The sequence below is a fragment of the Streptomyces sp. NPDC006925 genome (assembly GCF_042869575.1).
Classification (GTDB): Bacteria; Actinomycetota; Actinomycetes; order Streptomycetales; family Streptomycetaceae; genus Streptomyces.
On record NZ_JBIAGB010000002.1, the window covers coordinates 507,186 to 532,021 of the forward strand.

A 24,836-nucleotide genomic window follows, 5' to 3' on the forward strand; every position below is an offset into this window, starting at 1 on the left:
GGAGATCAGTTCCTGCTGGTCGGGTTCCGCGTCAGGTCGGCCGCGGGCAGCGACGGCAGCTTGCCGATGACGGCCGCCTCCCTGCGCAGCAGCTTCAGCTCGTCCGCCAGCCGGGTCGCGGTGTCCGGGGCCTGGAGCAGCCGCTGCTTGGCGGGGGTGTCCAGCACGGTGGCCGCCGCGACCAGGTAGGAGACCACCGAGGGGTCGTCCGGCAGGTCCTGCTCCTGCCCGGCGGCCAGGGTCCGCTCCCGGGCGCTGGCCAGCCGCTTCTGGTACGCGCGGAAGGCCCGCAGCACGCCGGAGGCGAGCGCGCCGGCCTCGTCGCCCTCCTCCTCCGGCAACTCCTCGATCTCGCCGGTCAGATAGGGGCCGGAGGCGTCGACCGACAGCAGCCGGAACCGGGTGGTCCCGGTCGCCAGCACCTCGTAGCCGGTCGTGCCGCCGCGCGGATCGGTGTCCGGGGCCGCCTCCTCCGGCTCCTCCGCGGAGTCCGCCGCGCCCGAGCCCGTGACGCGTTCGCGGATGGTGGAGGCGTCGGCGATGCAGCCGACCGTGTAGAACGAGGTGATCGGGTCCGGACCGAAGCCGGCCGTCGGGTCGGTGCCCTGCGGTGGTGCGGAATCGGGCATCCCGGTGGCGGCGGGGGCGACCTCGCGGCCGTCCCGGATGGCGACGACACCGAAGCGGCGGGGCGCGTCCTCGGGCAGCGCGAGCAGGTCCCGCATCAGCGCGCGGTACCGCGGCTCGAAGATGTTCAGCGGCAGCACCAGCCCCGGGAACAGCACCGAGTTGAGGGGGAAGAGCGGAAGCGCGGTTGTCACAACCGGTAAGCCTAAAGCCTCCGGCCCCCGGCGCGGGTGCCGGTGCGCCGTACGGACACCCCCGAGGTACCCCCGGGCCTCCCCGGGGACTCGCGGGGCGGCCCGGCCCCCGGCGCCGGGACTCTCCCGGGACGGCCCCCGCGTCCCGCGGCGGGGGACCGGAGACGGGCGGGCCCGCCGGCCGTCCCGCCGGACCGCGGACCGCTCCGCGGCGGGGACCGCGGACCGCTCCGCGGCGGGCTACTGCCGCCGCAGCAGCCGGGTGGCGCCCGCCGCCACCGTGGTCGCCAGCACCCAGCCCGCCAGGATCATCGCGGCGGCCAGCCACTGGTAGCCGCCCCCCGGGTCCCAGGCCGTGTCCTGGCCGAAGGAGATCACCGGCAGCAGCAGGTCCAGCGCGTACAGCGTCGCGTTCCAGTGCGGCGACTCGTCGCCCTTGAGCGCGGGTGGCCGGTGCGCCTGGAACAGCACCGCGCCGGTCAGCCACAGCAGCGCCATCCACAGTGCGGCCTGGGCCGGCCGGTAGCCGTAGGCCACCGTCCAGTCCTGCAGCACCCCCCACAGCTTGCCGGGCAGCGGCAGGGTCTCCCGCCGTCGGCGCTGCTTGGCCAGCAGCACCTGGCGCGCGTTGGTGTCCTCGCCGCTGTTCCGGTACATCGCCGCGAGCTGCTCGTAGGGCTCCGGCGCGTACTCCGCGGTCGCGGCGTTGATCCACTGGAGCCGTTCGCGGACGTTGAAGTGGCCCTCCTTGGGGATCGCATGCTGGTAGGTGAATCCGGCCATCCACAGCCGGTGGTCGCCCGGCCAGCTGGAGGCCCGGTCCATCAGCTTCTCCACCGAAGCGCCGGAGAGCACCACCAGCCCCCGCTCGGGCAGTTGCGGGGTGAAGGTCAGCTCCGGGGTGGTGATGCGGCGCAGCGACAGCTCCTGGTCGCGCTGCATCTGCAGCCGGGCGTTCTCGATCACCAGCGAGGAGCCGAACCGCCCGTCGTCCAGCACCATGCCTCCGGTGCACTGGAAGTGCTTGGTGCGGTGGGGGTCCCACCCCGTGCGGGGGAGGCCCGGGGCCCAGGAGTGGGCGCCGCCCTGGCCGCCGAAGTCGTAGCGGGTGCCGGTCGGCGGTGTGGTGCCGTAGATGTGCGGAGCGCTGCCCCGCCCGGCGTCGCCGAAGCTGGCCACCTGCTCGACGGTCATCTGGGGCGCGTACAGCGCGAAGCGCCCGCGCGGATTGCGCAGCACCGAGCCGAACATGTGCAGCGAGCTGCCCACCGAGGCGCCGCGCAGGCTCACCTGCCCGTCGGTGACCAGCAGGCTGGCCTGGAGCTCCTGGGAGACGCTGACCCCGTCGGCGGCGATCGCGCGGTTGCGCGGGCCGCTGCCCACGGTGGCCGCGTTGAGCAGCAGGTCGGTGCCGATCGAGGCGTCCGTCAGCCGCACGCCTTCGGGGATGCTGCACCGGGGCAGGTGCAGATCCCCCTCGGTGGTCAGCCGGGCCGCCTCCAGCCGCGGGAGGTAGCAGTCGATGAAGCGCGCCGTGTTGACGCGCGCCTCCGGCATCCGCACCTCCTTCTCGAAGCGGCACTGCCGCAGCTCGAAGTATGTCTCCACGATGCCGCCCGCCAGATCCAGGCAGCCGGTCACCAGCGCTCCGGTCAGGTGCAGCGACGCCACCCGGCCCAGCAGCGGCGGCGGCCCGTGCAGCAGCAGCAGCGCTATCACCCGGGCGCGGACCGTGCGCTCCGGGCCCCAGACGTGATCGCCGTTCGGATCGTCCAGCTCGGCCTCGCCGTGCCGCAGATCGTGCTCGGTACCGTTGCGGAACGCCTGCCACAGCCCCCACTCGGCAGTCGTCAGCCGCAGCCCCGGCGGCGGCTCGCCCGAGTCCACCGGCTCGCTCACGCTTCCTCCCCCTCGATTCCTCGTGTCCCCGGCAGCCCGCCACGTGTCCCGGCCCGGCCTCTCGGTCCCGGCCCTCCGTCGCCCGGTCTCCCGGTGTCCGAACCGGCGGCCTGGCCGCGACACGTTCGAACCAACTGGTCGTACCGGTCCCTTTCCCGCTCCGTGACCGGATGAACGCGGGAGGCGACGTTCGTCGCGTGTGACCTGTATCAGCCTCTGATACGGGCGGCCGGGGCGCGTCGCGGGTCTGAGAGACTTGAGTACGTGATCTCCCGAATCGATCTGCGCGGCGCCGCCCTCGCCACCGCGGCCTCCGGCCCGGCGAACGGCGCGCTCGACCGCGACCTGCTGCCCCGTGCCGAGCTCGACGTCGAAGCCGCCCTGGAGAAGGTGCGGCCCATCTGCGACGACGTGCGGCATCGCGGCGCGGCGGCGGTGATCGAGTACACCGAGCGGTTCGACGGAGTGCGCCTGGAGCAGACCCGGGTGCCCGCCGAGGCACTGCGCACGGCTCTCCGGGAGCTGGATCCGGCCGTGCGCGCGGCTCTGGAGGAGTCCATCAGGCGCGCCCGGACCGTCCACCGCGACCAGCGGCGCACCGACTCCACCGTGCAGGTGGTGCCCGGCGGCACCGTCACCGAGCGCTGGGTCCCGGTGGAGCGGGTGGGGCTGTACGTCCCGGGCGGGCGCGCCGTCTACCCGTCCTCCGTCGTGATGAACGTGGTCCCCGCGCAGGAGGCCGGCGTGGGCTCGCTGGCCGTGGCCTCACCCGCGCAGGCCGGGTTCGGCGGCCTGCCGCACCCCACCATCCTCGCCGCTTGCGCGCTGCTGGACGTCGACGAGGTGTACGCGGTGGGCGGCGCCCAGGCCGTGGCGATGTTCGCCCACGGCACCGCCGAGTGCGCCCCGGTCCAGTTGGTGACCGGCCCCGGCAACATCTACGTGGCGGCGGCCAAGCGGCTGCTCAAGGGCGTCATCGGCATCGACTCCGAGGCGGGCCCGACCGAGATCGCGATCCTCGCCGACGACACCGCCGACCCGGCCCACGTCGCCTCCGACCTGATCAGCCAGGCCGAGCACGACGTCGTCGCCGCAGCGGTGCTCGTCACCCCCTCCGAGGAGCTGGCCGAGGCCGTCGAGCGGGAGCTGAAGACGCAGGTGCCCGCCACCAGGCACAGCGAGCGCATCGCCGAGGCGCTGTCCGGACGGCAGTCGGGCATCGTGCTCGTCGACTCCCTCGAGGCCGGGCTGGCCGTGGTCAACGGCTACGCCGCCGAGCACCTGGAGATCCAGACCGCCGACGCGGCGTCCTGGGCCGCGCGGGTGCGCAACGCGGGCGCCGTCTTCGTCGGCCCGTACGCGCCCGTCTCGCTCGGCGACTACGCCGCCGGCTCCAACCACGTGCTGCCCACCGGCGGCTGCGCCTGCCACTCCTCGGGCCTGTCCGTCCAGTCCTTCCTGCGCGGCATCCACGTCGTGGACTACACCCGGGACGCGCTCGCCGAGGTCACCCACCATGTCGTCGCCCTGGCGGAGGCGGAGGACCTGCCCGCGCACGGCGCGGCGCTGAAGGCACGGTTCGACTGGAAGGTGCCCGAGGCCCCGTGACCGGCATTGACGACCTCCCCATCCGGGACGAGCTGCGCGGCAAGTCCCCCTACGGCGCGCCCCAGCTCGACGTACCCGTCCGGCTGAACACCAACGAGAACCCCTACCCGCTGCCCGACGCGCTCGTGGCGCGGATCGCCGAGCGGGTCACCGAGGCCGCGCGGCACCTCAACCGCTACCCGGACCGGGACGCGGTCGAGCTGCGCACCCGGCTGGCCGACTACCTCTCCCGCACCGCCGGGCACTCCGTCGACCACCGGCAGGTGTGGGCGGCCAACGGCTCCAACGAGGTGCTCCAGCAGCTCCTCCAGGCGTTCGGCGGACCGGGCCGGACGGCGCTGGGCTTCGAGCCGTCGTACTCGATGCACGCGCTGCTCGCCCGCGGCACCGGCACCGGCTGGCTGTCCGGCCCCCGCGACGGCGACTTCACCATCGACACCGAGGCCGCCGTCCACGCCATCGCCGAGCACCGGCCCGACGTCGTCTTCGTCTGCTCGCCCAACAACCCCACCGGCACCGCCGTCTCGGAGGAGACGGTGCTGGCCCTGCACGACGCCGCGCAGGCGGCCCGCCCCGAGCACGGGGCGCTGGTCGTGGTGGACGAGGCATACGGCGAGTTCTCGCACCACCCCTCGCTGCTTCCGCTGATCGAGGGCCGGCCGCGGCTGGTGCTCTCGCGGACCATGTCCAAGGCGTTCGGCGCCGCCGGGCTGCGGCTGGGCTATCTGGCCGCCGCGCCCGCCGTGGTGGACGCCGTGCAACTGGTGCGGCTGCCCTACCACCTGTCGGCCGTCACCCAGGCCACGGCGCTGGCCGCGCTGGAGCACACCGACACCCTGCTGGGCTACGTCGCGCGGCTGAAGGCCGAGCGCGACCGGCTGGTGAGCGAGCTGCGCGCCCTCGGCTGCGAGGTCACCGACTCGGACGCCAACTTCGTGCAGTTCGGCCGCTTCGACGGCGCGGCCGGGTCGCACGCCGTGTGGAAGGCGCTGCTGGAGCACGGCGTACTGGTCCGGGACAACGGCGTCCCCGGCCGACTGCGGGTCACGGCGGGCACGCCGGAGGAGAACGACGCATTCCTCGACGCGGTGCGAGCCGTGCTGAAGGAACTGAAGGAGAAGAGCGACTGATGACGCGCAAGGGCCGGGTGGAGCGCACCACCAAGGAGACCTCTGTCGTGGTGGAGATCGACCTCGACGGCACCGGCGAGGTGGACGTCTCCACCGGGGTGGGCTTCTACGACCACATGCTCGACCAGCTCGGCCGGCACGGCCTGTTCGACCTCACCGTCAAGACCGAGGGCGATCTGCACATCGACAGCCACCACACCATCGAGGACACCTCGCTGGCGCTGGGGGCGGCCTTCAAGCAGGCGCTCGGCGACAAGCGCGGCATCGTGCGGTTCGCGAACGCCTCGGTGCCGCTGGACGAGTCGCTCGCCCAGGTGACCGTCGACCTGTCCGGTCGCCCCTACCTCGTGCACACCGAGCCCGAGGGCATGGCGCCGATGATCGGCAGCTACGACACCACGATGACCCGCCACATCCTGGAGTCCTTCGTCGCCCAGGCGCAGATCGCGCTGCACGTCCACGTGCCCTACGGACGCAACGCGCACCACATCGTGGAGTGCCAGTTCAAGGCGCTGGCCCGGGCTCTGCGCTACGCGAGCGAACGCGACCCGCGGCAGACCGGCATCCCGTCCACGAAGGGTGCTCTGTGACCGGCCTCGCGGCGCTGCTGATCTTCGTCGGGCTGTTCCTGGCCGGCGGGGCGATCTCGTTCTGGAAGCAGCAGCTCCCCAAAGGGGTGATCGTGTTGCTCGCCGTGGCCTCGGTGATGTGCCTGGCGGCGGGGATCCTGCGAGTGGACTGGTGGGCATGACGATGAGCGCGGTGAACGGCAGGAAGAGCGTCGTGGTCTTCGACTACGGCTTCGGCAACGTGCGCTCCGCGGAGCGCGCCCTGGAGCGGGCCGGTGCCGACGTCGAGATCACCGGCGACTACGACAAGGCGATGGCCGCCGACGGCCTGCTGGTGCCCGGCGTGGGCGCCTTCGCCGCCTGCATGGAGGGGCTGGTCCGGGCGCGCGGCCACTGGGTCATCGGGCGCCGGCTGGCGGGCGGACGGCCCGTCATGGGGATCTGCGTCGGTATGCAGATCCTCTTCTCCCGCGGGATCGAGCACGGCCGGGAGGCCGAGGGCCTGGACGAGTGGCCCGGCACCGTCGGCCCGCTCGCCAACGACGCCGCGCACCCGGTCCCGCACATGGGCTGGAACACCGTCGAGGCGCCCGCCGACTCGCGGCTGTTCGCCGGGCTGCCCGCCGACGAGCGGTACTACTTCGTCCACTCCTACGCCGTGCACGACTGGGAACTGGAGACCGCCAACCCGGCTCTCAAGCCCCCGGTGGTGAGCTGGACCGCGCACGCCGACCGGTTCGTCTCTGCCGTGGAGAACGGCCCGTTGTGGGCCACCCAGTTCCACCCCGAGAAGTCCGGCGACGCCGGAGCACAGCTACTGAAGAACTGGATCGAGTCCCTGTGAGCCGAAAGAGCGAGGAAGCCGTGAACGTGGCGAGCAACCGGCTGGAACTGCTGCCCGCCGTCGACGTCCGGGACGGGCAGGCCGTCCGCCTGGTGCACGGCGAGTCCGGCTCCGAGACCTCCTACGGCGACCCACTGGAGGCGGCGCTGGCCTGGCAGCGCGCCGGAGCCGAGTGGCTGCACCTGGTCGACCTGGATGCCGCCTTCGGCACCGGCGACAACCGGGAGCGGATCGCCGAGGTCGCGCAGTCCATGGAGATCAAGGTCGAGCTGTCCGGCGGCATCCGCGACGACGCCTCGCTGGCGGCGGCGCTGGCCACCGGCTGCCGCCGCGTCAACCTGGGCACGGCGGCGCTGGAGGCCCCCGAGTGGGTCGCCGGGGTCATCGCCGAGTACGGCGACCGGATCGCCGTCGGCCTCGACGTGCGCGGCACCACGCTGCGCGGCCGGGGCTGGACCCGCGACGGCGGTGACCTCTACGAGACGCTGGCCCGCCTCGACTCCGAGGGCTGCGCCCGCTACGTCGTCACCGACATCGCCAAGGACGGCACCCTCAAGGGCCCCAACCTGGAGCTGCTGCACACGGTGTGCGCCGCCACCGACCGGCCCGTGGTCGCCAGCGGCGGCGTCTCCTCGCTCGACGACCTGCGGGCCCTCGCGAAGCTGGTACCCGAGGGCGTCGAGGGTGCGATCGTGGGGAAGGCCCTCTACGCCAAGGCGTTCACCCTGGAAGAGGCGTTGGAGGCGGTTTCCTGATGGCTTCGATACGGCGGATCGGGTCCGGTGCCCCCTGGGAGGAGCCGTTCGGCTACGCGCGCGCCGTCGAACTGCCCAACGGCCTGGTACTGGTGGCCGGCTGCACCTCCGTGGTGGACGGCGTGATCGCCGAGGGCGGCCCCTACGACCAGACCGTCACCGCCTTCGGGGTGGCGCTGGACGCCCTCAAGTCCCTCGGCCTGGGCGCCGACAGCGTGGTGCGCACCCGGATGTATCTGACGCACGCGCGGGACGTCGAGGAGGTGGGACGCGCGCACAAGGAGCTGTTCGGCGAGGTCCGGCCCGTCTCCTCCATGGTCATCGTGTCCGGTTTCGCCGACCCGAGTCTGGTGGTCGAGGTGGAGGTCGAGGCGTACCGGGACCCGCAAGAGACCCCAGGAGCACCCGGAGCCCCCGGAGCCCCCGGAGCACAAGGAGCACACGGAGCATGACCCTCGCGGTCCGAGTCATCCCCTGCCTGGACGTGGACGCCGGCCGGGTCGTCAAGGGCGTCAACTTCCAGAACCTGCGCGACGCCGGCGACCCGGTCGAGATGGCCAAGGTCTACGACGCCGAGGGCGCCGACGAGCTGACCTTCCTGGACATCACCGCCTCCTCCGGCGACCGCGAGACCACCTACGACGTGGTGCGCCGCACCGCCGAGCAGGTCTTCATCCCGCTCACGGTCGGCGGCGGGGTGCGCACCCCGGAGGACGTGGACAAGCTGCTGCGGGCCGGGGCCGACAAGGTCGGCGTCAACACCGCGGCCCTCGCCCGCCCGGAGCTGATCCGCGAGATCGCCGAGCGGTTCGGCAGCCAGGTCCTGGTGCTCTCCGTGGACGCGCGCCGCCGCGCCGGAGGCGAGGGCTTCGAGGTCACCACGCACGGCGGCCGCCGCGGCGCCGACGTCGACGCCGTCGAATGGGCCCACCGGGCGGCCGAACTGGGCGCCGGGGAGATCCTGCTCAACTCGATGGACGCGGACGGCACCAAGGACGGCTACGACACCGAGATGATCGCCGCCGTCCGCAAGCACGTCACCATCCCCGTGATCGCCTCCGGCGGCGCCGGACGGCTCGACCACTTCCCGCCCGCCATCGGCGCCGGTGCCGACGCCGTACTGGCCGCCTCCGTCTTCCACTTCGGCGACCTGCGGATCGGCGAGGTCAAGCAGACCCTGCGCGACGCGGGCCACCCCGTGCGCTGACACCTGGCCGGTGGGGCCGCCGTGCCCGGACGGGGGCGCCGGTCCGGGGCACGGCGGCGGTTCCATGCGTCACGGCGTCATACAGAAGTACGCTCACAGGCCTATGAGCCTCCGTACGCGCATCACCGTCAGCCTGCCTGCCGATGTCCTCGCCCACGCACGAGCCGCCTCGGGCGGCGACCTCTCGGGCTATGTCGAGTACGTGCTCAGAGCCCAGCAACTGCGCGACGCGGCGCCAGCTCTCCGGGCCTGGCGCACGCGGGCTGGGGACGACGCGGAGGAGCTTGCCGATCTCTTCGGCGCGGAGATCCTGTGACGCCCCCGAATCTTGGCCCGTGTCGGGGTTCCGTCGGTGAGCGCGACGGGGGCGTCTCCGAACCGGTACCCGCCCCGTCGGTCAGGCGGTGCCGAGGTCTCCGCTCTTGATGCCCGTCACGAAGGTGGAGAACGCCTCGGTGGTCAGGTCCAGAACCGGACCCGCGGGGTTCTTGGAGTCCCGGACGGGGACGGTGCCGTGGCTGGCGGCGAGGTTGGCGGCGACCTCCACGCAGGCGCCACCGTTGTTGCTGTAGGAGGACGTGAGCCAGCGAGGGGTTTCGGTCGTCACGGCGAGCCCTTTCGTAACTGATCGATCATGGCGACGGATTCCGTCTGGGAGGGTGCTGCGGCCTGTAGTTGATGGTAGGCCGTCAGCATGGGCAGCACGAACCGGTTGTCCCGCTCCAGATGGCCCCGCTGCGCGGACTCGGCGTACGACAGCAGCGAGCGGTCGGCCATCGTCAGGATATAGAGCGGCAGGTCGAAGGTCCGTCGGGTTCCCATGGTGAACGGGGCGACCTGGAGCAGGGTGTTCGGCCGCTCGGCGAACTCGACGACGCGGTCCAACTGCGCCTCCATGACGCCTGGTGCGCCGATCGGCCGGCGGATACAGCTCTCGTCCAGCACGACGGAGATCAGCGGTGGAGGCGTACGCGCGAGTGCGGCCTGCCGCTCCGCGATCAGAGCGATCCGCTCCTCGGCCTGGTCGGTGGTGATCGCCCCCCGGTTCACCGCGCTCTCGGCCAGCACCGTCGCGTACTCCCGGGTCTGGAGCAGCCCGGGGATGATCCCGATCTCGAACGCGCGGATCTCCGCCGCCCGCACCTCGCACTCCACGTACTGGGGGAAGCCCTCCAGCAGGCTGCCGTGCCGGATCTCGCGGTGCTGCTGCTCGAACGTGTCCGTGGTGTCCGCGATGCCGAAGGCGAGGTCCGCACTGCGCGAGAAGCGCAAGGTCGGCATCTTGCGACCGGTTTCGACGGCTGACACATGCGTACTGGAATATCCCGTCCGGTCTCCCAGCTCCTCCTGCTTCCAGCCGCGCGCCTCCCGCATGCTGCGCAGCCGCGCTCCGAACGCCGCTTGGGGAGAGCTGTCCGGATCCAACTCTTTGCGGTTCAACGGGCTGTCACCGACCTTTCGTTCCGGTCTGACACGTTGAATGCCTCCCCGCTCGCGGCCACGCTGAATCCCCTTGGTAGTCACCGAACTACGGAGAGGAGTGGATCGTGTCCGGAAACGACGACACGGCGGGCCCAGGTCCGGACCGGCCGGAAGCCGCGGCGGAACTCACCGCGTTCATGGAGGCCGGAGCCTTCTGGCGACTCGTACCCGAGTGGGTGCCGCGCACCGGATTCGCGGAGCCGACCCCGGAACTGCTGCGGGACGTCGCGGCCGGGCTGCGGCGGAGGTCGCAGGCGTGACCGGCCGGACGGATGCGACCGGCGGAGCACGTCAGCCGGCGGCCGGCGCGCCAGTCCCCGCGGGCGACGGTCCGCCGAGTGCCGAGGTCTCCGCCTCTCCCCGCTGGGCCGACATCGCGCAACTCCAGGCAGCCTCCGCCATGCACCGCCAGGAGTGCCGGTCCTGCACGGAGGAGCGGTCATGCCCGCTGGCGCGGCGACTGGAGGCAGCGCACCGGGAAGCCCGCAGAAGGCTGCGTCGAGCTGGGCGCCACGCAGAGGAGGGGGCGGCACCATGACAGTTGACGCTGCGAAGGATTGCGCGGAGTGCGCCCGCCTGGAACGCGTGCGGGACGCCGCCCGCAGGGCGGGGGACTTCAGCCGGGCCACCGACTGCGCCGTACTGCTGCGGCGGCACCCGGACCACGGCCGGAAGCAGCCCCCCGATGTACGCGGGGTGCGGACATGAAGCGACGGATCTCCAGCAGAGGGCGTGCGGACAACATGCCGGTTCCGCGGGCCCCCGGCCGCCCCGGCTCACGTCAGGGCGAAGCCCAGCAGGACGGCGCCCTGGACGGTGATCTGGCCCGGCGACAGGTCCCCCTCGCCGGGTGCCGCGTCGACGGCGTGACTGCGGTACCGCGAGGCGAGGGGGCCTTCGGGATCGACGTCCTCTATGTGCACCACCGCGCCGAGCGAGACTCCGGCCGCCTCCGCGTAGAGCTCGGCCTTGCGGCGCGCGGCGGTCACCGCCTCCGTACGGGCACGGGCGCGCAGTCCCGGCTTGTCCCGGACGTCGAAGTCCACCCCGTCCACCCGATTGGCGCCCGCCTCCACGGCAGCCACCAGCAGCGGCTCCAACGCGTCCATCTCCGTCAGCGTCACCGAGAAGTCGGCCTGGCAGCGGTACCCCAAGAACTTCCGGTTCGCGTTGTACCCCTCCCACTCGGTGCGCAGCCCCAGTTGCGACGACGAGACCGCCGCGTCCGGAACGCCGTGTTCCCGGAAGGTCCGCCGCAGCGCCGCCACCCCCTCACGTGCCGAGCCGAACGCCGCCGCTGCCGTCTGCTCGGTGCGGTCCACGGCGATCCGCAGCCGCACCAGGTCGGGCGTGGCGTTCACACTCGCGGCACCGTAGACGCTGATACCCCACGGGTTGTCGATCTTCGTTTGCATGCGGCCAGTCAAACACGCGTACGTGGGGGCGGGCGGGGCGTCCCGTTCAACTCCGGTGCTCCGGTGGCTACGATCGGCGCATGAAGCGACGGTCAGCAGGATGGTGCCTCCAGGCCACCGCGCTGGGGCACGGGGCGATCGGCGTCGTGCTCTACCGCGACGTATTGGCACAGTTCGCACGCGAGGGTGTGGTCAACTCCGTGCCCGAGCGCGGTGACCGGGCGGCGGCCTTCTGGTTCCTGGCCGCCGCGCCGGCCCTGTGGATGGGCGGCCGGTTGCTCCGCTCGGCGGAGGAGCACGGCGATGTCGCCGCACAGCGTGCCGCGGGCGCTGTGCTGGCCGGCGTCGGTGCGCTGGGGGCTGCGGCGATGCCCAAGGGTGGCTTCCCGGCGCTGGTCGGGATCGGCGGCATGCTGCTGCGCAGGCCGAAGCGGCGCGGGTAGGCGCTCAGCGCTTCCTGGCGAGGACCAGCCGGCAGCGCGGGGAGCCGTCGTCGCGGCGGCCCAGTTCGGCGAGCGGCTCCAGCGTCACGTCGAAGCCCGCCGCGGCCAGGTCCCGCCGGACGTCGCCCAGCGGCCAGGTGCGGTAGTACATGACGAAGGGCGGCCGCCACACGGTGTTGCGCACCCGCATCGCCGCGTCGAACCCGAGCAGGGACCAGTACGCGGCGGTTCCGGGGCGCGGCGGCGCCGCCATCGGGAACGCGAAGGTGCCGCCTTCCCGCAGCACGCGGTGCACCTGGCCGAACAGGTGCGGGCGCTCGGCGGGCAGGAAGTGGCCGAACGCGCCGAAGCTGGCCACCAGATCGAAGGTGCCGTCACGGAACGGCAGCGCCTGTGCGTCGCCCCGCACCCAGTGCGGGGCGGGGTGCGCGGCGGTCGCGTACGCGAACCTGGCCTCCGCCAGCATGCCCGTGCTGAAGTCGGCGCCCACCGCGCGGCCGGTGCACACCTCCTCCAGCACCCGCAGGCCGGCACCGGTGCCGCAGCACAGGTCGAGCCCGTCGGCGAAGGGACCGTGGCCACCGAGGGCCCGGGCAGTCGTATCCAGCACCTTCTCCGGTGTCCGGTAGGCGGTGTGGTCGAACTTCGGGGCCAGCAGGTCGTAGCCGCGCTGGACGGACGAGAGGGCCTGCCGGGCCAGTTCGGGCAGGGTGGGGCGCTGGTCGAGGAGCCGGTTGGGGGACATCGGGTCACTGTAGAGGGTGCGGCGGGCCGCCCGGCTCCCCGGCATCCGCCCGGCTCCCCGGCATCCGCCCGGCTCCCCGGCATCCGCGCGGGCGCCGGGCCCGGCATCCGCGCGGGCACCGTTCCCGGCATCGGCGAGGGCGCCCGGCCCCGGCACCCGACCGCCCGGCCCGGCGACCCGAGGCGCCCGGCACCGCCCGCCGCGGCGCCCCCGCGGGCTACCTCTTCGCCGTCGCGCGCAAATACTCCCGGTTCATCGCGGCGATGGACGGCATCGGGATGCCCTTGGGGCAGGCCGTGGCGCATTCGCCGGTCAGGGTGCAGCCGCCGAAGCCCTCGGCGTCCATCTGCGCGACCATGTCGAGCACCCGGGTCTCCCGCTCGGGCGCCCCCTGCGGCAGCGCGGCGAGGTGGTTGACCTTGGCGGAGGTGAACAGCATGGCCGACCCGTTCGGGCAGGCGGCCACGCAGGCGCCGCAGCCGATGCACTCGGCGTGGGTGAACGCCGCGTCGGCGGCGGGCTTGGGCACCGCCGTCGCGTGGGCCTCGGGCGCCGCGCCGGTGGGTGCGGTGATGTAGCCGCCCGCGCCGATCACCCGGTCGAACGCGGACCGGTCGACGACCAGGTCCCGTACGACGGGGAAGGCCGCGGCGCGCCAGGGTTCGATGTCGACGGTGTCGCCGTCGGCGAAGTGCCGCATGTGCAGCTGGCAGGTGGTGGTGCGTTCGGGGCCGTGGGCGGCTCCGTTGATGACCATGCCGCAGGCGCCGCAGATGCCCTCGCGGCAGTCGTGGTCGAAGGCGACGGGTTCCTCGCCGCGGGTCAGCAGTGTCTCGTTGAGGGTGTCGAGCATCTCCAGGAAGGACATGTCGGGGGAGATGTCCTCGACCTCGTACGTGCGCATCTCGCCGGGCGACTCGGCGTCCGGCTGCCGCCAGATCCGGAGGGTGAGGTTCATGTGTAGCTCCGCTGGGTGGGGTGTACGTGCTCGAAGTGCAGGGCTTCCTTGTGCAGCACGGGGGCCGTGCCGGTGCCGGTGAACTCCCAGGCGGCGGCGTAGCAGAACGTCTCGTCCTCGCGGGCCGCCTCGCCGTCCGCCGTGCGGTGCTCCTCGCGGAAGTGGCCGCCGCAGGACTCGGCGCGGTGCAGCGCGTCCAGGCACATCAGTTCGGCCAGCTCCAGGTGGTCGGCGACCCGGTTGGCCTGCTCCAGCGACTGGTTGAGCGCGGCGCCGCTGCCGGGCACCCGCACCCGCCGCCAGAACTCGGCGCGGAGTTCGGGGATCCGCTCCAGCGCCTTGCGCAGCCCCTCCTCGGTGCGGGACATGCCGCACTCGTCCCACAGGAGGGCGCCCAGTTCGCGGTGGAAGGACTCGGACGAGCGGTCGCCGTCCGCGGACAGCAGCGCGTCCAGCCGGTCGGAGACCGCGCGGACCGCCTCGTGCACGGCCGGATGGTCCGGGTCGGCGGGCTGGTGCGGGGTGCGGGCCAGGTAGTCGCCGAGCGTGACGGGGAGGACGAAGTAGCCGTCGGCCAGGCCCTGCATCAGCGCGGAGGCGCCGAGCCGGTTGGCGCCGTGGTCGGAGAAGTTGGCCTCGCCGATGGCGAAGAGGCCCGGCACGGTGGTCATCAGGTCGTAGTCCACCCACAGTCCGCCCATCGTGTAGTGGATGGCCGGGTAGATGCGCATCGGGCGGGTGTAGGGGTCCTCGGCGGTGATCCGCGCGTACATCTCGAAGAGGTTGCCGTACCGCTCCTCGACGGCCTTCCGGCCCATCCTGGCGAGCGTGTCGGCGAAGTCGAGGTACACGCCCTCCCGTCGCCCGCCACCGCCCTCAACCGAGGAGCCTTCGGCTCCGCCCCTGTGTCCGTGGCCGCCGGGGCCCACGCCGCGGCCCTCGTCGCAGACGTTCTTCGCGGCGCGGGAGGCGATGTCGCGGGGGACGAGGTTGCCGAAGGAGGGGTAGAGCCGCTCCAGGTAGTAGTCCCGCTCGTGCTCGGGGATGTCCTGCGGGGCGCGGTCGTCGCCGGGTTCCGCGGGCACCCAGATGCGGCCGTCGTTGCGCAGCGACTCGCTCATCAGGGTGAGTTTGGACTGGTGGTCGCCGGAGCGCGGGATGCAGGTGGGGTGGATCTGGGTGAAGCAGGGGTTGGCGAAGTGGGCGCCCCTGCGGTGGGCGCGCCAGACGGCGGTCGCGTTGGAGTTCTTCGCGTTGGTGGACAGGTGGAAGACGTTGCCGTAGCCGCCGGTGGCCAGCACCACCGCGTCGGCGAAGTGGCTCTCGATCCGCCCGGTCAGCAGGTCGCGGGCGACGATGCCGCGGGCCCGGCCGTCGATGACGATCAGGTCCAGCATCTCGGTGCGCGGGTGCATCTCGACGGCGCCGAGGGCGATCTGCCGGGAGAGTGCCTGGTAGGCGCCGAGCAGCAGTTGCTGCCCGGTCTGGCCGCGGGCGTAGAAGGTGCGGGAGACCTGGACGCCGCCGAAGGAGCGGGTGTCCAGCAGTCCGCCGTACTCGCGCGCGAACGGGACGCCCTGGGCGACGCACTGGTCGATGATCTCGGCGGAGATCTCCGCCAGCCGGTACACGTTCGACTCGCGGGAGCGGAAGTCGCCGCCCTTGACGGTGTCGTAGAAGAGGCGCTGCACCGAGTCGCCGTCGTTGCGGTAGTTCTTCGCCGCGTTGATGCCGCCCTGCGCGGCGACGGAGTGGGCGCGGCGCGGGGAGTCCTGGTAGCAGAACTGCACGACGCGGTAGCCCGCCTCGGCCAGGGTCGCGCCGGCCGAGCCGCCCGCCAGGCCGGTGCCGACGACGATGACGGTGTGCTTGCGGCGGTTGGCCGGGTTGACGAGCTTCGCCTCGAAGCGCCGCCGGTTCCACCGCTCGGCCACCGGCCCGTCGGGCGCCTTGGTGTCGACGGCCGGTTCCCCGGTCCGGTAGTCCTGGTAGGGGGTACTGGGGGTGCTCATGTCAGTTCACCACTCCGGTCATGACGCCGATGGGTACGGAGACGAATCCGGCGGTGATGGCCGCCGCGAGCACGGTTGCTCCGGCTTTGAGCAGGCGCCCGGTGCCGGGCCGGGTCACCCCGAGGGTCTGCGCCGCGCTCCAGAAGCCGTGCCGGATGTGCAGCCCGACGGCGAGCATGGCGACGAGGTAGATGACGTTCGCGTACCAGGTGCGGAACCCGGCCACGATGTTCTCGTACGGGTGGCCTTCCTGGCCGCGCGGATTGACGGTGCCGGTCGTCAGGTCGAGCACGTGCCAGACGAGGAACAGCGCCAGGATGATCCCGCCCCAGCGCATGGTCCGCGTCGCGTAGCTGCTGCCGCGCCTGCGGTGCCGGTACCCGACCGGCCGGGCGGCGAGGTCGCGCCGGCTGAGCTGGTACGCGCTCACTCCGTGCAGAACGACGGCCGCCAGCAGGACGGCCCGTGCGATCCACAGGAACCAGCCGTGCCGCAGCAGCGGTTCACCCAGGGTGCGCAGCCAGTGCGCGTAGCCGTTCATGTCCTCGGGGCCGAAGAAGACCTTCAGGTTCGCGAACATGTGGACGAGCAGATAGGCCAGCATCAGCAGTCCGGTGACCGCCATCACCGCCTTCTTGCCGATCGTCGACCCCCACAGGGTGCGCAGCCGGCCCCGCCGGGGGCCCGGGCCCGGCGGGGCCGCCGAGCCGGTCCGGGGCCGCTGCGGAGTGGGGGTGCGGATATCCGTCGCCATGGCCATGCACGGTAGGTATGGCTTTCGGTATCAGTCCAAGACATAGAACAGCTGCGGACGATAGGGTGTGCCTATCGTGGCGCCGTATGCTTGCCGTATGCAGCTCCAGCAGCTCCGCTACGTCGTCGCCGTCGCCGACACCCGTCACTTCACCCGGGCGGCGCAGCGCGAGCACGTCGCCCAGCCCTCCCTCTCCCAACAGATCCGCTCCCTGGAACGGGAGCTGGGCGCCGAGCTCTTCCACCGGGCGCGGGGGCACATCTCGCTCACCGACGCGGGCGAGGCCCTGCTGCCGCTGGCCCGGCGGATCCTGGCCGACACCGAGACGGCCCGCCGCGAGGTGCAGGAGGTCGCGCAGCTGCGCCGCGGGCGGATCCGGCTGGGGGCACCGCCGAGCCTGTGCGCCGGACTCGTACCGGACGTGCTGCGCGCCTTCCACGACCGCTACCCCGGTGTGGAGCTGATGGTCCACGAGGACGGCTCCCAGGACCTGGTGCGGGCGCTGGCCGCGGGGGAGCTGGACCTGGCGCTGATCATCACGCCGCTGCCCGGCCAGGGGCCGGTGCTGGCCGCGGCCGAGCTGCTGCGCGAGGAACTGGTCGTCGTCGCGGCCCCGGACTCGCCCCCGCTCCCGCGCCGCGACCGCATCCGCGTCGAGGACCTGTGCGGCCGTCCGCTGGCGATGTTCCGGCGCGGCTACGACCTGCGGGAGCTGACCGTGGCCGCCTGCCGGGACGCGGGCTTCGAACCCGTCTTCGGCGTGGAGGGCGGTGAGATGGACGCCGTGCTCGGCTTCGTCCGCGCGGGCCTCGGAGTGGCCGTCGTCCCCCGGATGGTCGCGGCCCGCTCCGGCCTGCGGGTCACCCGCTTCGCACCGCCCGGGCTGCACCGCACCGTCGCGGTCGCGCACCGCGGCGACGTCTCCCCGACCCGCGCGGCCCGGGAACTCCAGCGGATCCTGACCGAACGGGTCGCCCTCGAAGACGGCGGCCCCGGCCCCGACAGCCGGCCCTAGCGCCGGGCCGTGGCCGCCTCGGCGATCCGCCGGCTCATCGGCGAGGGGTCCGCGCCCGGCTCGACCGGGGTGAACGTCCACACCAGCCGCCGCTGCTGGTCACGGGTGGCGAACATGCCGGTCGCATAGCCGTCGTGCTCGCCCGTCTTGCCCCACAGCTCCACTCCCTCGACGGTGACCGTCTGCAGCCCGGTGCTGTAGCGCGCCGGACTCCCGTCGAGCATCCGCACATGCTTCGGCGGCAGCGTGAACATCCTGCGCAACTGCCGCTGCGGCAGCAGCGCTCCGGAGAACAGCGCGGACAGGAAGCGGTGCAGATCGCCGGTGCTGGTCACGATCTCGCCGTCCGCGTACGAGGCGGACATGTCGAACTCGGTGACGTCCGCGAGTGTGCCGTCCTCCCTCTCCAGGCAGCCGTGCATGTGCGGGCCGCGGATCCGCCGCGGGTAGCCCTCCGCCGAGGGGAAGGAGGTGTGCCCCAGCCGCAGCGGCCGCAGCAGCCGGTCGCGCAGCTCGATCCCGTACGGACGTCCCGTCACCTGCTCGATGACCAGCGCCGCCAGTACGTAGTTGACGCCGCGGTACTCCTGCCTGGTGCCCGGCCGGAACTTCGGTTCGCCGCCGGTGGCGGTCGCCACGATCCGCTGCGGGGTCCACCGGTCGAAGCGGTGCCGCAGCACGGCCTCCGCCGTGCTCAGATCGGGCAGTCCGACGTGGTCGGGCAGGCCGCTGGTGTGGTCGAGGAGCTGTGCCACGGTGATGCCGCCGAAGCGCTCCGGCAGCAGGTCGGGCAGGTAGTGCCGGACGGGTGCCGCCAGGCGCAGCCGCCCCTCGTCGGCGAGCTGCAGCGCCGCGGTGGCCACGAACGCCTTGGTGACGCTGCCCGCGCGCACCTTGTCGTTGAGCCCGACCGGCCGCCCGGTCGACGGGTCCGAGACCCCCGAGGTGCCGTACCACCGCCCGGCCGAGCCGCTGACCCGCAACTGCGCCCCGGAGGCGCGCGGGTGCGCCAGGTCGTCCAGGGCGGCCCGCAGCGCGCGGGCGTCGGGCGGCGGGAGCCTCCGGCCGCCGCCCGCGTCCCGGGGGCCGGCCTTCGGGGTGTCCGCGGCGGCCACCGGTACCGGGGTGCCGACGGCGGCCAGCGCCGCACCGGAGGCCACCCCGGCGAGCAGGTTCCGGCGGGAGGGGCGGCCGGCGGGACGGCCGGTGGGAGGGACGGCGGGGTAGGCGCGGTTGCGGGAGAGCGGCGAGAAGGTCATGACTCCACCCTCGCGGCGCCGTTCCCGCGCTCCATCCGGGAACACCCTGAGCCGTCCCCGTACCCGCCCCTGCCCCGCCTTGGGGGCGGCGCCCGGCGCGGACCAGGGGCGCACACCGGTGCGCTGCTCGGTTCGGCTCCGGGACGGCGTCCCACGCGGACGCAGGCGCGGCGGGCCGGGCCGGAGGGTTCCGGTCGCCGGAGTGTTCGCAGGGCCTTACCGGCGCGCCACCGGCTACATACCGAGGCCGGCCTCGGCGAGGCGGGCGAGCGCCTCCTTGTCGCCGTCCAGTTCCACGTCCGCCTGCTCGGTGCGGCCGGAGACGAACAGCAGCAGCTCCGAGGGGGCGCCGACGGCGGTCACGACCGGGGTGCCGCGCCGGGCGACCGCCGTCTGGCCGTCGGGGCGGCGCAGCACCAGGCCGACCGGCGCCTTGCGCCCGTACATCCGGGCGGCCGTCTCCAGCCGGCGCCACAGCGCGTCCTCGAAGACGGGGTCCAGCTCGCGCCGGGCCCAGTCGGGCTGCGCACGCCGTACGTCCTCGCCGTGGATGAAGAACTCGACCGTGTTGGCCGCCTCGTCCACCTGCTTCAGCGCGAAGGGCGACATCCGGGGCGGCCCGGTGCGGATGAGGTGGATCAGCTCGTCGTACGGTTTGGCGGTGAACTCGGCCTGCACCCGCTCCAGTCGGGGCGCGAGCTGCTTGATCAGCAGGCCGCCGGCCGCGTCCCCGCGGCGTTCGCGCACGACGACGTGCGCGGCCAGGTCCCGGGTGCGCCACCCCTCGCACAGGGTGGGCGCGTCGGGTCCGTTGGCCTCCAAGAGATCGGCGAGCAGCAGACGTTCACGCTTGGCATGGGTCGACATACCGCAAGCGTACGGCGCGCGGGCGCGGACGGGGAGCTGTCGGTGCCCGGGCGTGTGCGCGGCGTGTCCGGCGCGCTGCCGGGTGCCGCCGCGCGCCGCACGCGGGGTCCCGGCCCCGCTCGGCGCCGAGCGGTACGCGCAGTGCGGGACAATGGAGCCATGTCCCAGGAGAGCACCCTCGACCCCGCCGTCGCCGCCCGGCTCAAGCGCAACCCGGACGGGCTGCTGCCCGCCGTCGCCCAGCAGTACGACACCGGGGAGGTGCTGATGCTGGGGTGGATGGACGACGAGGCCCTGCACCGCACCCTCACCACCGGACGCGCCACGTACTGGAGCCGCAGCCGCGGCGAGTACTGGGTCAAGGGCGACACCTCCGGGCATGTGCAGCGGGTCAAGTCCGTGGCGTTGGACTGCGACGCGGACACCGTGCTGGTGCAGGTCGACCAGACCGGGGCCGCCTGCCACACCGGCAGCCGCACCTGCTTCGACGCCGACGTGCTGCTGCCCCGGGAGCGGTGACGCCCGACGGTCCGCCGCCCCGGAACCGGTGGCCCGCCGACCCGGCACCGACGGCACCGACGCCCCACGGCCCCCGCGGCCGGTGACCTCGACGCCGTGCCGCCGCCGGACCAGTAGGGTGAGGCGCCATGACGGCGCCTGACCTCGCAACCTTCCGGACGCTCGCCAAGAACCGGCGGGTCATCCCGGTGACCCGCCGCCTGCTGGCGGACGGCGACACCCCCATCGCCCTGTACCGCAAACTCGCCGCGGAACGCCCCGGCACCTTCCTGCTGGAGTCCGCGGAGAACGGCCGCACCTGGTCGCGGTACTCCTTCGTCGGGGTGCGCAGCGACGCGGCGCTGACCGTGCGCGGCGGCGAAGCGCACTGGCAGGGCACCCCGCCGGTCGGCGTCCCCACCGGCGGCGACCCGCTCGTCGCGCTCCGCGAGACCGTCGAGGCTCTGCACACCCCGCGCGACCTGCACCGGGGCGGCGAGCTGCCGCCGTTCACCGGAGGCATGGTCGGCTACCTCGGCTACGACATCGTCCAGCGGCTGGAGAAGGTCGGCCACCACCCCGGCACCGCGGACGACCTCGGGCTGCCGGAACTGACGATGCTGCTCACCTCCGACCTGGCCGTCCTCGACCACCGCGACGGCACGGTGCTGTTGATCGCCAACGCGATCAACCACAACGACCTGGACACCGGCGTCGACGAGGCGTACGCGGACGCCGTGCGGCGGCTGGACGCGATGGCCGCCGACCTCGCACGCCCCGCCCCCGTCGACCCGGTGGCGCTGCCCGCCTCCGAACTCCCGCCCGTCGAGGCCCGGTCGGGCGGGGCGACCTACCAGGGCTGGGTCGAGGACATCAAGGAGCGGATCCGCGGCGGGGAGGCGTTCCAGGTGGTGCCCTCGCAGCGGTTCGAGGCCCGCTGCGAGGCGAGCGCCCTGGACGTCTACCGGGTGCTGCGGGCCACCAACCCGAGCCCGTACATGTACCTGCTGCGCTTCGAGGGCTTCGACATCGTCGGCTCCAGCCCCGAGGCGCTGGTCAAGGTGGAGGACGGCCGCGCGATGATGCACCCCATCGCCGGGACCCGGCCGCGGGGTGCCACCCCGGGCGAGGACACCGCGCTGGCCGAGGAGCTGCTGGCCGACCCCAAGGAGCGGGCCGAGCACCTGATGCTGGTGGACCTGGGCCGCAACGACCTGGGGCGGGTCTGCGAACCGGGCAGCGTCGAGGTGGTCGACTTCATGTCGATCGAGCGCTACAGCCACGTGATGCACATCGTCTCGACCGTCACCGGGCAACTGGCCCAGGACCGTACCGCGTTCGACGCGCTCACCTCCTGCTTCCCGGCCGGGACGCTGTCCGGGGCACCCAAGCCACGCGCGCTGCAGATCATCGAGGAGCTGGAGCCCACCAGGCGCGGTGTCTACGGCGGATGTGTCGGATATCTCGACTTCGCGGGCGACTCCGACACCGCCATCGCCATCCGCACCGCACTGCTGCGGGACGGGACCGCGTACGTCCAGGCGGGCGCCGGAGTCGTCGCCGACTCCGACCCCGAGGCCGAGGACACCGAGTGCGCCAACAAGGCCGCGGCCGTGCTGAGGGCGGTCCGGACGGCCGAACGCCTCGGGGGTAGCGTGGAGGCGTGACTTCTTCGACCCCCGCGCAGGACCCGGACGGTACCGAGGGGGGCCCGCACCCCGCCCGACCGGAAGCGGAGCCCGCCCCGGACGCCGGACGACCGGGCACGTCGCGCTCCCGCGCGGCCCGCACCGCGCTGGCGGCGGCCCTGCTGTGCGGCGCGGTGGGTGCGGCCCTCGCGCTGATCTCCGCAGGCCAGACCTGGAGCACCTCAACGGCCGAGTTCGCCCAGGGCCAGGTGCCGGTCAGTGCCGAGGGCGGCGACGTCACCGGCCTGCCCAGCGCGCTGGCGCTGGTCGGCCTCGCCGCGCTCGTCGCCGTCTTCGCCGTACGCCGCGCCGGCCGTCGGATCGTCTCCGGGCTGCTCACGCTGTGCGGCGCCGCCGTCCTGGCCTCGGCGCTGCTGGGGGCCGATGACACCGGTGCGCTCTCCGCCGAGGCCGCCAAGACCAGCGGCCTGACCGACAGCGGCATCGGCGCCGTGGACGTCAGTGCCTGGCCGTATGTGTCGGCGGTAGGCGGCGCGCTGCTCCTGGTCGCCGGGCTGCTGGCGCTGCGGTACGGCGCGGGCTGGCCCTCGATGTCCGGCAGCGCCCGCTACGAGCGCACCCCGCTGCGGCAGCGCGCCGCCCGGACGCGCCGTGTCGACCCCGACCGGCCCGAGGACCTGTGGAAGGCCCTGGACCGCGGCGAGGACCCCACGCACGGCACCGCCTGAGCCGCGGCTCCGCGGCGTCCGCGCCCGCGTCCGGCACCGGCGCGCGGTCCGCCGCGGCCGTACGGTCGACCCCCGTGCCCCCGCGCGGGCGCGGAAGGGGGAGAATGGGCGGCGAACGGGCCGGGTGGCCCCACCTCATGTTGTGACTCAAGGAGCATTCATGGCGCACAGCCACGGACACACCCCGGCCGCCTGGACCGGCTCGATCACCGCCTTCGTCGGCTTCTGCGTCGCCTCCGCCTTCACGGTGCTGGCGCAGCCCGCCGGTGTGATCGCAGGGCTGGTCGTCATCGGGGCGGGCGCTGTGATCGGCGGCATCATGCGGGCGGCGGGGATGGGCCAGTCGAAGTCCCCCGGTCTGACGGCCGAGCAGGCGCAGGCCCACAAGCTGGCGCACGAGCAGGCGCACCGGCCGGTCGCCGGCAAGGCGCACTCCTGAACGACCGGCAGGACGCCGCGACCGTCCGGCACCGCCTCACCGGAGCGGTGCCGCGGCTGGCCGTGCCCCTCGGCAGTCTCGCCGCGGTGGGCGCGGCCTTCGCCGTTGTGGCCGTCGTCGACCCCAACGAGCCCGGCCACTACCCGGCCTGCCCCTTCCTGACCGTCGCCGGCCTGTACTGCCCCGGCTGCGGCGGGCTGCGCAGCGCGCACGCCGTCACCCAGGGCGACCTGGGCACCGCGCTGGGCGCGAACGTCCTCGCCGTGCTGCTCTTCGCGGGCTTCGCGCTGGGCTGGCTGCACTGGGCCGTCGGCGCGGTCCGGGGCCGCCGCTACTCCTTCCCGGTGCGGCTGCGGGCCTGGCACTGGTGGGCCCTCGGGGCGCTGGCGGTCGCGTTCACGGTTGTCCGGAACACGCCCCTCGGAGTCGGCCTGGCTCCCTGAGCAGCCGCGTCCGCACGCCCACCGGGGCGGTGATTTGTCCGCTATATGGGACTGTGATCAACCGGATGCGGGACCTCCGTGCCGGGGCGGATACCATCACAGTGGCCCACCCGACCATCCCCTGTTCCGCCTCCGAGGAGCGCCCCGGAACCTTTTCCGCCGCCAGCGCGGTGCCGACCCGTATCCAGCCCGAACCCCAGCCAGCAAGGAGGCCGCTCGGTGAGTGTGCTCGACGAGATCATCGAAGGCGTGCGGGAAGACCTCGCCGAGCGGCAGGCGCGCGTCAGCCTCGAGGAGCTCAAGGAGCGCGTCGCCCGGGCACCTCGGGCCAGGGACGGGCTCGCGGCCCTCAAGGGCGACAGCACCGCCGGGGTGCGGGTGATCTGCGAGGTGAAGCGCTCCAGCCCGTCCAAGGGCGCGCTGGCGGCCATCGCCGACCCGGCCGGGCTCGCCGCCGACTACGAGGCGGGCGGCGCCGCCGTCATCTCCGTCCTCACCGAGCGCCGCCGGTTCGGCGGCTCGCTGGCGGACCTGGAGGCGGTCCGGGCCCGCGTCGACATCCCCGTGCTGCGCAAGGACTTCGTCTTCTCCTCCTACCAGCTGTGGGAGGCCCGCGCGCACGGCGCCGACCTGGTGCTGCTGATCGTCGCCGCGCTGGAGCAGGAGGCCCTGGTCTCGCTGATCGAGCGCGCCGAGTCCATCGGGCTCACCCCGCTGGTCGAGGTGCACGACGAGGACGAGGCCGAGCGGGCACTGGCCGCCGGGGCGAAGATCGTCGGCGTCAACGCGCGGAACCTGAGGACCCTGGAAGTGGACCGCGGCAACTTCACCCGGATCGCCCCCGAGATCCCCGACCACGTCGTCAAGATCGCCGAGTCCGGAGTCCGCGGTCCGCACGACCTGATCGCGTACGCGAACGAGGGGGCCGACGCCGTCCTGGTGGGGGAGTCGCTGGTGACGGGCAAGGACCCGCGCACCGCGGTCTCCGACCTGGTGGCCGCGGGTGCCCACCCCGCGCTCCGCCACGGCGGGAGGGACTGACGCGCGATGACGGCTGTGGTCTCCCTGTGCTCCCTCGCGCTGGCGCGCGGGTGCCGTCCGCGCGGGTGCCGGGCGCCCGCGCGCCGGGTGCGCGGCCGGTCCGTCCGGTACCACATCGGGTGCGAGCCGGGCGTGATCCGCGGCCGCCGATGGCGCTGACCCGCCCCTGCCCGCCCGCACCCCGCTGAGGGGAGCGCCCCTGCCCGCCCGCCGCCGCGCGGGCGCGACTCCGGCTGTCGGCCGGAGCCCGGGGGA

Annotated in this window: 31 protein-coding genes; 20 read left to right on the forward strand and 11 right to left on the reverse strand. The window is 73.5% G+C overall.

What is annotated here, in order from left to right; genetic code table 11:
* Nucleotides 1–5: 5 nt before the first annotated feature.
* Both ACFYNS_RS04885 and ACFYNS_RS04890 read right to left on the reverse strand, forming a co-directional pair.
* Nucleotides 6–821 carry an LON peptidase substrate-binding domain-containing protein gene (locus ACFYNS_RS04885; protein WP_360303657.1) on the reverse strand — a complete coding sequence of 272 codons (816 nt, stop codon included), beginning with the start codon at nt 819–821 and terminating at the stop codon, nt 6–8.
* Nucleotides 822–1,061: 240 nt separating this feature from the next.
* Nucleotides 1,062–2,720, reverse strand: coding sequence for an oxidoreductase (locus ACFYNS_RS04890; protein WP_360300693.1), 1,659 nt, complete (start codon nt 2,718–2,720; stop codon nt 1,062–1,064).
* A 264-nt stretch (nt 2,721–2,984) separates the two neighbouring features.
* On the opposite strand from ACFYNS_RS04890, the gene hisD reads away from it, so the two are divergent.
* From hisD to ACFYNS_RS04935, 9 genes are all read left to right on the forward strand, one after another.
* Nucleotides 2,985–4,328, forward strand: coding sequence for a histidinol dehydrogenase (hisD, locus tag ACFYNS_RS04895; protein WP_388600808.1), 1,344 nt, complete (start codon nt 2,985–2,987; stop codon nt 4,326–4,328).
* Nucleotides 4,325–5,458, forward strand: coding sequence for a histidinol-phosphate transaminase (locus tag ACFYNS_RS04900; protein ID WP_388600810.1), 1,134 nt, complete (start codon nt 4,325–4,327; stop codon nt 5,456–5,458). Before hisD ends, ACFYNS_RS04900 begins: the two co-directional genes overlap by 4 nt.
* On the forward strand, nt 5,458–6,048 hold the full coding sequence (gene hisB, locus ACFYNS_RS04905) for an imidazoleglycerol-phosphate dehydratase HisB (RefSeq protein ID WP_019358558.1): 591 nt from the start codon (nt 5,458–5,460) through the stop codon (nt 6,046–6,048). Before ACFYNS_RS04900 ends, hisB begins: the two co-directional genes overlap by 1 nt.
* The gene (locus tag ACFYNS_RS04910; protein ID WP_019358557.1) at nt 6,045–6,209 is read left to right on the forward strand and encodes a hypothetical protein; all 165 of its coding nucleotides are present in this window, start codon (nt 6,045–6,047) and stop codon (nt 6,207–6,209) included. Before hisB ends, ACFYNS_RS04910 begins: the two co-directional genes overlap by 4 nt.
* A gap of 2 nt (nt 6,210–6,211) precedes the next feature.
* Nucleotides 6,212–6,871 (forward strand): imidazole glycerol phosphate synthase subunit HisH, encoded by a 660-nt coding sequence (gene hisH / locus ACFYNS_RS04915; protein ID WP_360300722.1) that lies wholly within the window; start codon nt 6,212–6,214, stop codon nt 6,869–6,871.
* A gap of 26 nt (nt 6,872–6,897) precedes the next feature.
* Nucleotides 6,898–7,626, forward strand: coding sequence for a bifunctional 1-(5-phosphoribosyl)-5-((5-phosphoribosylamino)methylideneamino)imidazole-4-carboxamide isomerase/phosphoribosylanthranilate isomerase PriA (gene priA / locus ACFYNS_RS04920; protein WP_360300725.1), 729 nt, complete (start codon nt 6,898–6,900; stop codon nt 7,624–7,626).
* On the forward strand, nt 7,626–8,078 hold the full coding sequence (locus tag ACFYNS_RS04925) for a RidA family protein (RefSeq protein ID WP_360300702.1): 453 nt from the start codon (nt 7,626–7,628) through the stop codon (nt 8,076–8,078). Before priA ends, ACFYNS_RS04925 begins: the two co-directional genes overlap by 1 nt.
* Nucleotides 8,075–8,833, forward strand: a complete 759-nt coding sequence (gene hisF, locus ACFYNS_RS04930; protein ID WP_276474881.1) for an imidazole glycerol phosphate synthase subunit HisF — start codon at nt 8,075–8,077, stop codon at nt 8,831–8,833. Before ACFYNS_RS04925 ends, hisF begins: the two co-directional genes overlap by 4 nt.
* A 103-nt stretch (nt 8,834–8,936) precedes the next feature.
* Complete coding sequence (locus ACFYNS_RS04935; RefSeq protein WP_074998741.1) at nt 8,937–9,149, forward strand: hypothetical protein; 213 nt, start codon at nt 8,937–8,939, stop codon at nt 9,147–9,149.
* Nucleotides 9,150–9,230: 81 nt separating this feature from the next.
* Here the strand turns inward: ACFYNS_RS04935 and ACFYNS_RS04940 are convergent, their stop codons facing one another.
* Both ACFYNS_RS04940 and ACFYNS_RS04945 read right to left on the reverse strand, forming a co-directional pair.
* Nucleotides 9,231–9,440, reverse strand: a complete 210-nt coding sequence (locus ACFYNS_RS04940) for a DUF397 domain-containing protein (protein WP_388600812.1) — start codon at nt 9,438–9,440, stop codon at nt 9,231–9,233.
* Nucleotides 9,437–10,273 (reverse strand): helix-turn-helix domain-containing protein, encoded by an 837-nt coding sequence (locus ACFYNS_RS04945; RefSeq protein WP_388600814.1) that lies wholly within the window; start codon nt 10,271–10,273, stop codon nt 9,437–9,439. Before ACFYNS_RS04945 ends, ACFYNS_RS04940 begins: the two co-directional genes overlap by 4 nt.
* A gap of 107 nt (nt 10,274–10,380) precedes the next feature.
* Between ACFYNS_RS04945 and ACFYNS_RS04950 the strand changes: the two genes are divergently transcribed.
* Together ACFYNS_RS04950 and ACFYNS_RS04955 are read left to right on the forward strand one after the other, a co-directional pair.
* Nucleotides 10,381–10,575, forward strand: coding sequence for a hypothetical protein (locus tag ACFYNS_RS04950; RefSeq protein ID WP_360300711.1), 195 nt, complete (start codon nt 10,381–10,383; stop codon nt 10,573–10,575).
* 274 nt (nt 10,576–10,849) lie between these two features.
* Nucleotides 10,850–11,023, forward strand: a complete 174-nt coding sequence (locus ACFYNS_RS04955; RefSeq protein WP_360300713.1) for a hypothetical protein — start codon at nt 10,850–10,852, stop codon at nt 11,021–11,023.
* A 68-nt stretch (nt 11,024–11,091) separates the two neighbouring features.
* Here ACFYNS_RS04955 and ACFYNS_RS04960 read toward each other — a convergent pair whose 3' ends face one another.
* On the reverse strand, nt 11,092–11,730 hold the full coding sequence (locus ACFYNS_RS04960; protein WP_276474875.1) for an SIMPL domain-containing protein: 639 nt from the start codon (nt 11,728–11,730) through the stop codon (nt 11,092–11,094).
* A gap of 80 nt (nt 11,731–11,810) precedes the next feature.
* Between ACFYNS_RS04960 and ACFYNS_RS04965 the strand changes: the two genes are divergently transcribed.
* Nucleotides 11,811–12,173, forward strand: a complete 363-nt coding sequence (locus ACFYNS_RS04965; RefSeq protein ID WP_388600817.1) for a DUF6463 family protein — start codon at nt 11,811–11,813, stop codon at nt 12,171–12,173.
* Between the two features lie 4 nt (nt 12,174–12,177).
* On the opposite strand, the gene ACFYNS_RS04970 is transcribed toward ACFYNS_RS04965, so the two are convergent.
* The 4 genes from ACFYNS_RS04970 to ACFYNS_RS04985 all read right to left on the reverse strand — a co-directional run bounded on the left by ACFYNS_RS04970 (nt 12,178) and on the right by ACFYNS_RS04985 (nt 16,648).
* A complete protein-coding gene (locus tag ACFYNS_RS04970) occupies nt 12,178–12,918 on the reverse strand; it encodes a class I SAM-dependent methyltransferase (protein WP_388600819.1) in 741 nt (246 codons plus the stop codon).
* Between the two features lie 217 nt (nt 12,919–13,135).
* Complete coding sequence (locus ACFYNS_RS04975) at nt 13,136–13,876, reverse strand: succinate dehydrogenase/fumarate reductase iron-sulfur subunit (protein WP_388600822.1); 741 nt, start codon at nt 13,874–13,876, stop codon at nt 13,136–13,138.
* A complete protein-coding gene (locus ACFYNS_RS04980) occupies nt 13,873–15,888 on the reverse strand; it encodes a fumarate reductase/succinate dehydrogenase flavoprotein subunit (protein ID WP_360301832.1) in 2,016 nt (671 codons plus the stop codon). The genes ACFYNS_RS04975 and ACFYNS_RS04980 overlap by 4 nt, the downstream gene beginning before the upstream one ends.
* A 1-nt stretch (nt 15,889) precedes the next feature.
* The gene (locus tag ACFYNS_RS04985; RefSeq protein WP_388600826.1) at nt 15,890–16,648 is read right to left on the reverse strand and encodes a succinate dehydrogenase cytochrome b subunit; all 759 of its coding nucleotides are present in this window, start codon (nt 16,646–16,648) and stop codon (nt 15,890–15,892) included.
* A gap of 91 nt (nt 16,649–16,739) precedes the next feature.
* Between ACFYNS_RS04985 and ACFYNS_RS04990 the strand changes: the two genes are divergently transcribed.
* The gene (locus ACFYNS_RS04990) at nt 16,740–17,657 is read left to right on the forward strand and encodes a LysR substrate-binding domain-containing protein (RefSeq protein WP_360301838.1); all 918 of its coding nucleotides are present in this window, start codon (nt 16,740–16,742) and stop codon (nt 17,655–17,657) included.
* On the opposite strand, the gene ACFYNS_RS04995 is transcribed toward ACFYNS_RS04990, so the two are convergent.
* Both ACFYNS_RS04995 and ACFYNS_RS05000 read right to left on the reverse strand, forming a co-directional pair.
* A complete protein-coding gene (locus ACFYNS_RS04995; RefSeq protein ID WP_388600829.1) occupies nt 17,654–18,916 on the reverse strand; it encodes a serine hydrolase domain-containing protein in 1,263 nt (420 codons plus the stop codon). The two genes, ACFYNS_RS04990 and ACFYNS_RS04995, sit on opposite strands and share 4 nt — an antisense overlap.
* A gap of 234 nt (nt 18,917–19,150) precedes the next feature.
* Nucleotides 19,151–19,783 carry a TIGR03085 family metal-binding protein gene (locus tag ACFYNS_RS05000; protein WP_360301844.1) on the reverse strand — a complete coding sequence of 211 codons (633 nt, stop codon included), beginning with the start codon at nt 19,781–19,783 and terminating at the stop codon, nt 19,151–19,153.
* 159 nt (nt 19,784–19,942) lie between these two features.
* Here ACFYNS_RS05000 and hisI point away from each other — a divergent pair, with 159 nt between their 5' ends.
* The 7 genes from hisI to trpM all read left to right on the forward strand — a co-directional run bounded on the left by hisI (nt 19,943) and on the right by trpM (nt 24,740).
* A complete protein-coding gene (gene hisI / locus ACFYNS_RS05005) occupies nt 19,943–20,302 on the forward strand; it encodes a phosphoribosyl-AMP cyclohydrolase (RefSeq protein ID WP_074998255.1) in 360 nt (119 codons plus the stop codon).
* Nucleotides 20,303–20,430: 128 nt separating this feature from the next.
* Nucleotides 20,431–21,948: an anthranilate synthase component I gene (locus tag ACFYNS_RS05010; RefSeq protein WP_360301847.1), complete on the forward strand. Its 1,518-nt coding sequence runs from the start codon at nt 20,431–20,433 to the stop codon at nt 21,946–21,948.
* Nucleotides 21,945–22,658 carry a TIGR02234 family membrane protein gene (locus tag ACFYNS_RS05015; protein ID WP_388600832.1) on the forward strand — a complete coding sequence of 238 codons (714 nt, stop codon included), beginning with the start codon at nt 21,945–21,947 and terminating at the stop codon, nt 22,656–22,658. Before ACFYNS_RS05010 ends, ACFYNS_RS05015 begins: the two co-directional genes overlap by 4 nt.
* A gap of 160 nt (nt 22,659–22,818) precedes the next feature.
* A complete protein-coding gene (locus ACFYNS_RS05020; RefSeq protein ID WP_360301942.1) occupies nt 22,819–23,097 on the forward strand; it encodes an HGxxPAAW family protein in 279 nt (92 codons plus the stop codon).
* A 62-nt stretch (nt 23,098–23,159) separates the two neighbouring features.
* Complete coding sequence (locus ACFYNS_RS05025) at nt 23,160–23,540, forward strand: DUF2752 domain-containing protein (protein WP_388600834.1); 381 nt, start codon at nt 23,160–23,162, stop codon at nt 23,538–23,540.
* Between the two features lie 219 nt (nt 23,541–23,759).
* Complete coding sequence (gene trpC, locus ACFYNS_RS05030) at nt 23,760–24,581, forward strand: indole-3-glycerol phosphate synthase TrpC (RefSeq protein ID WP_360301936.1); 822 nt, start codon at nt 23,760–23,762, stop codon at nt 24,579–24,581.
* Between the two features lie 6 nt (nt 24,582–24,587).
* Nucleotides 24,588–24,740 (forward strand): tryptophan biosynthesis modulator TrpM, encoded by a 153-nt coding sequence (gene trpM / locus ACFYNS_RS05035; protein ID WP_372446494.1) that lies wholly within the window; start codon nt 24,588–24,590, stop codon nt 24,738–24,740.
* The last annotated feature ends 96 nt before the right edge of the window (nt 24,741–24,836 follow it).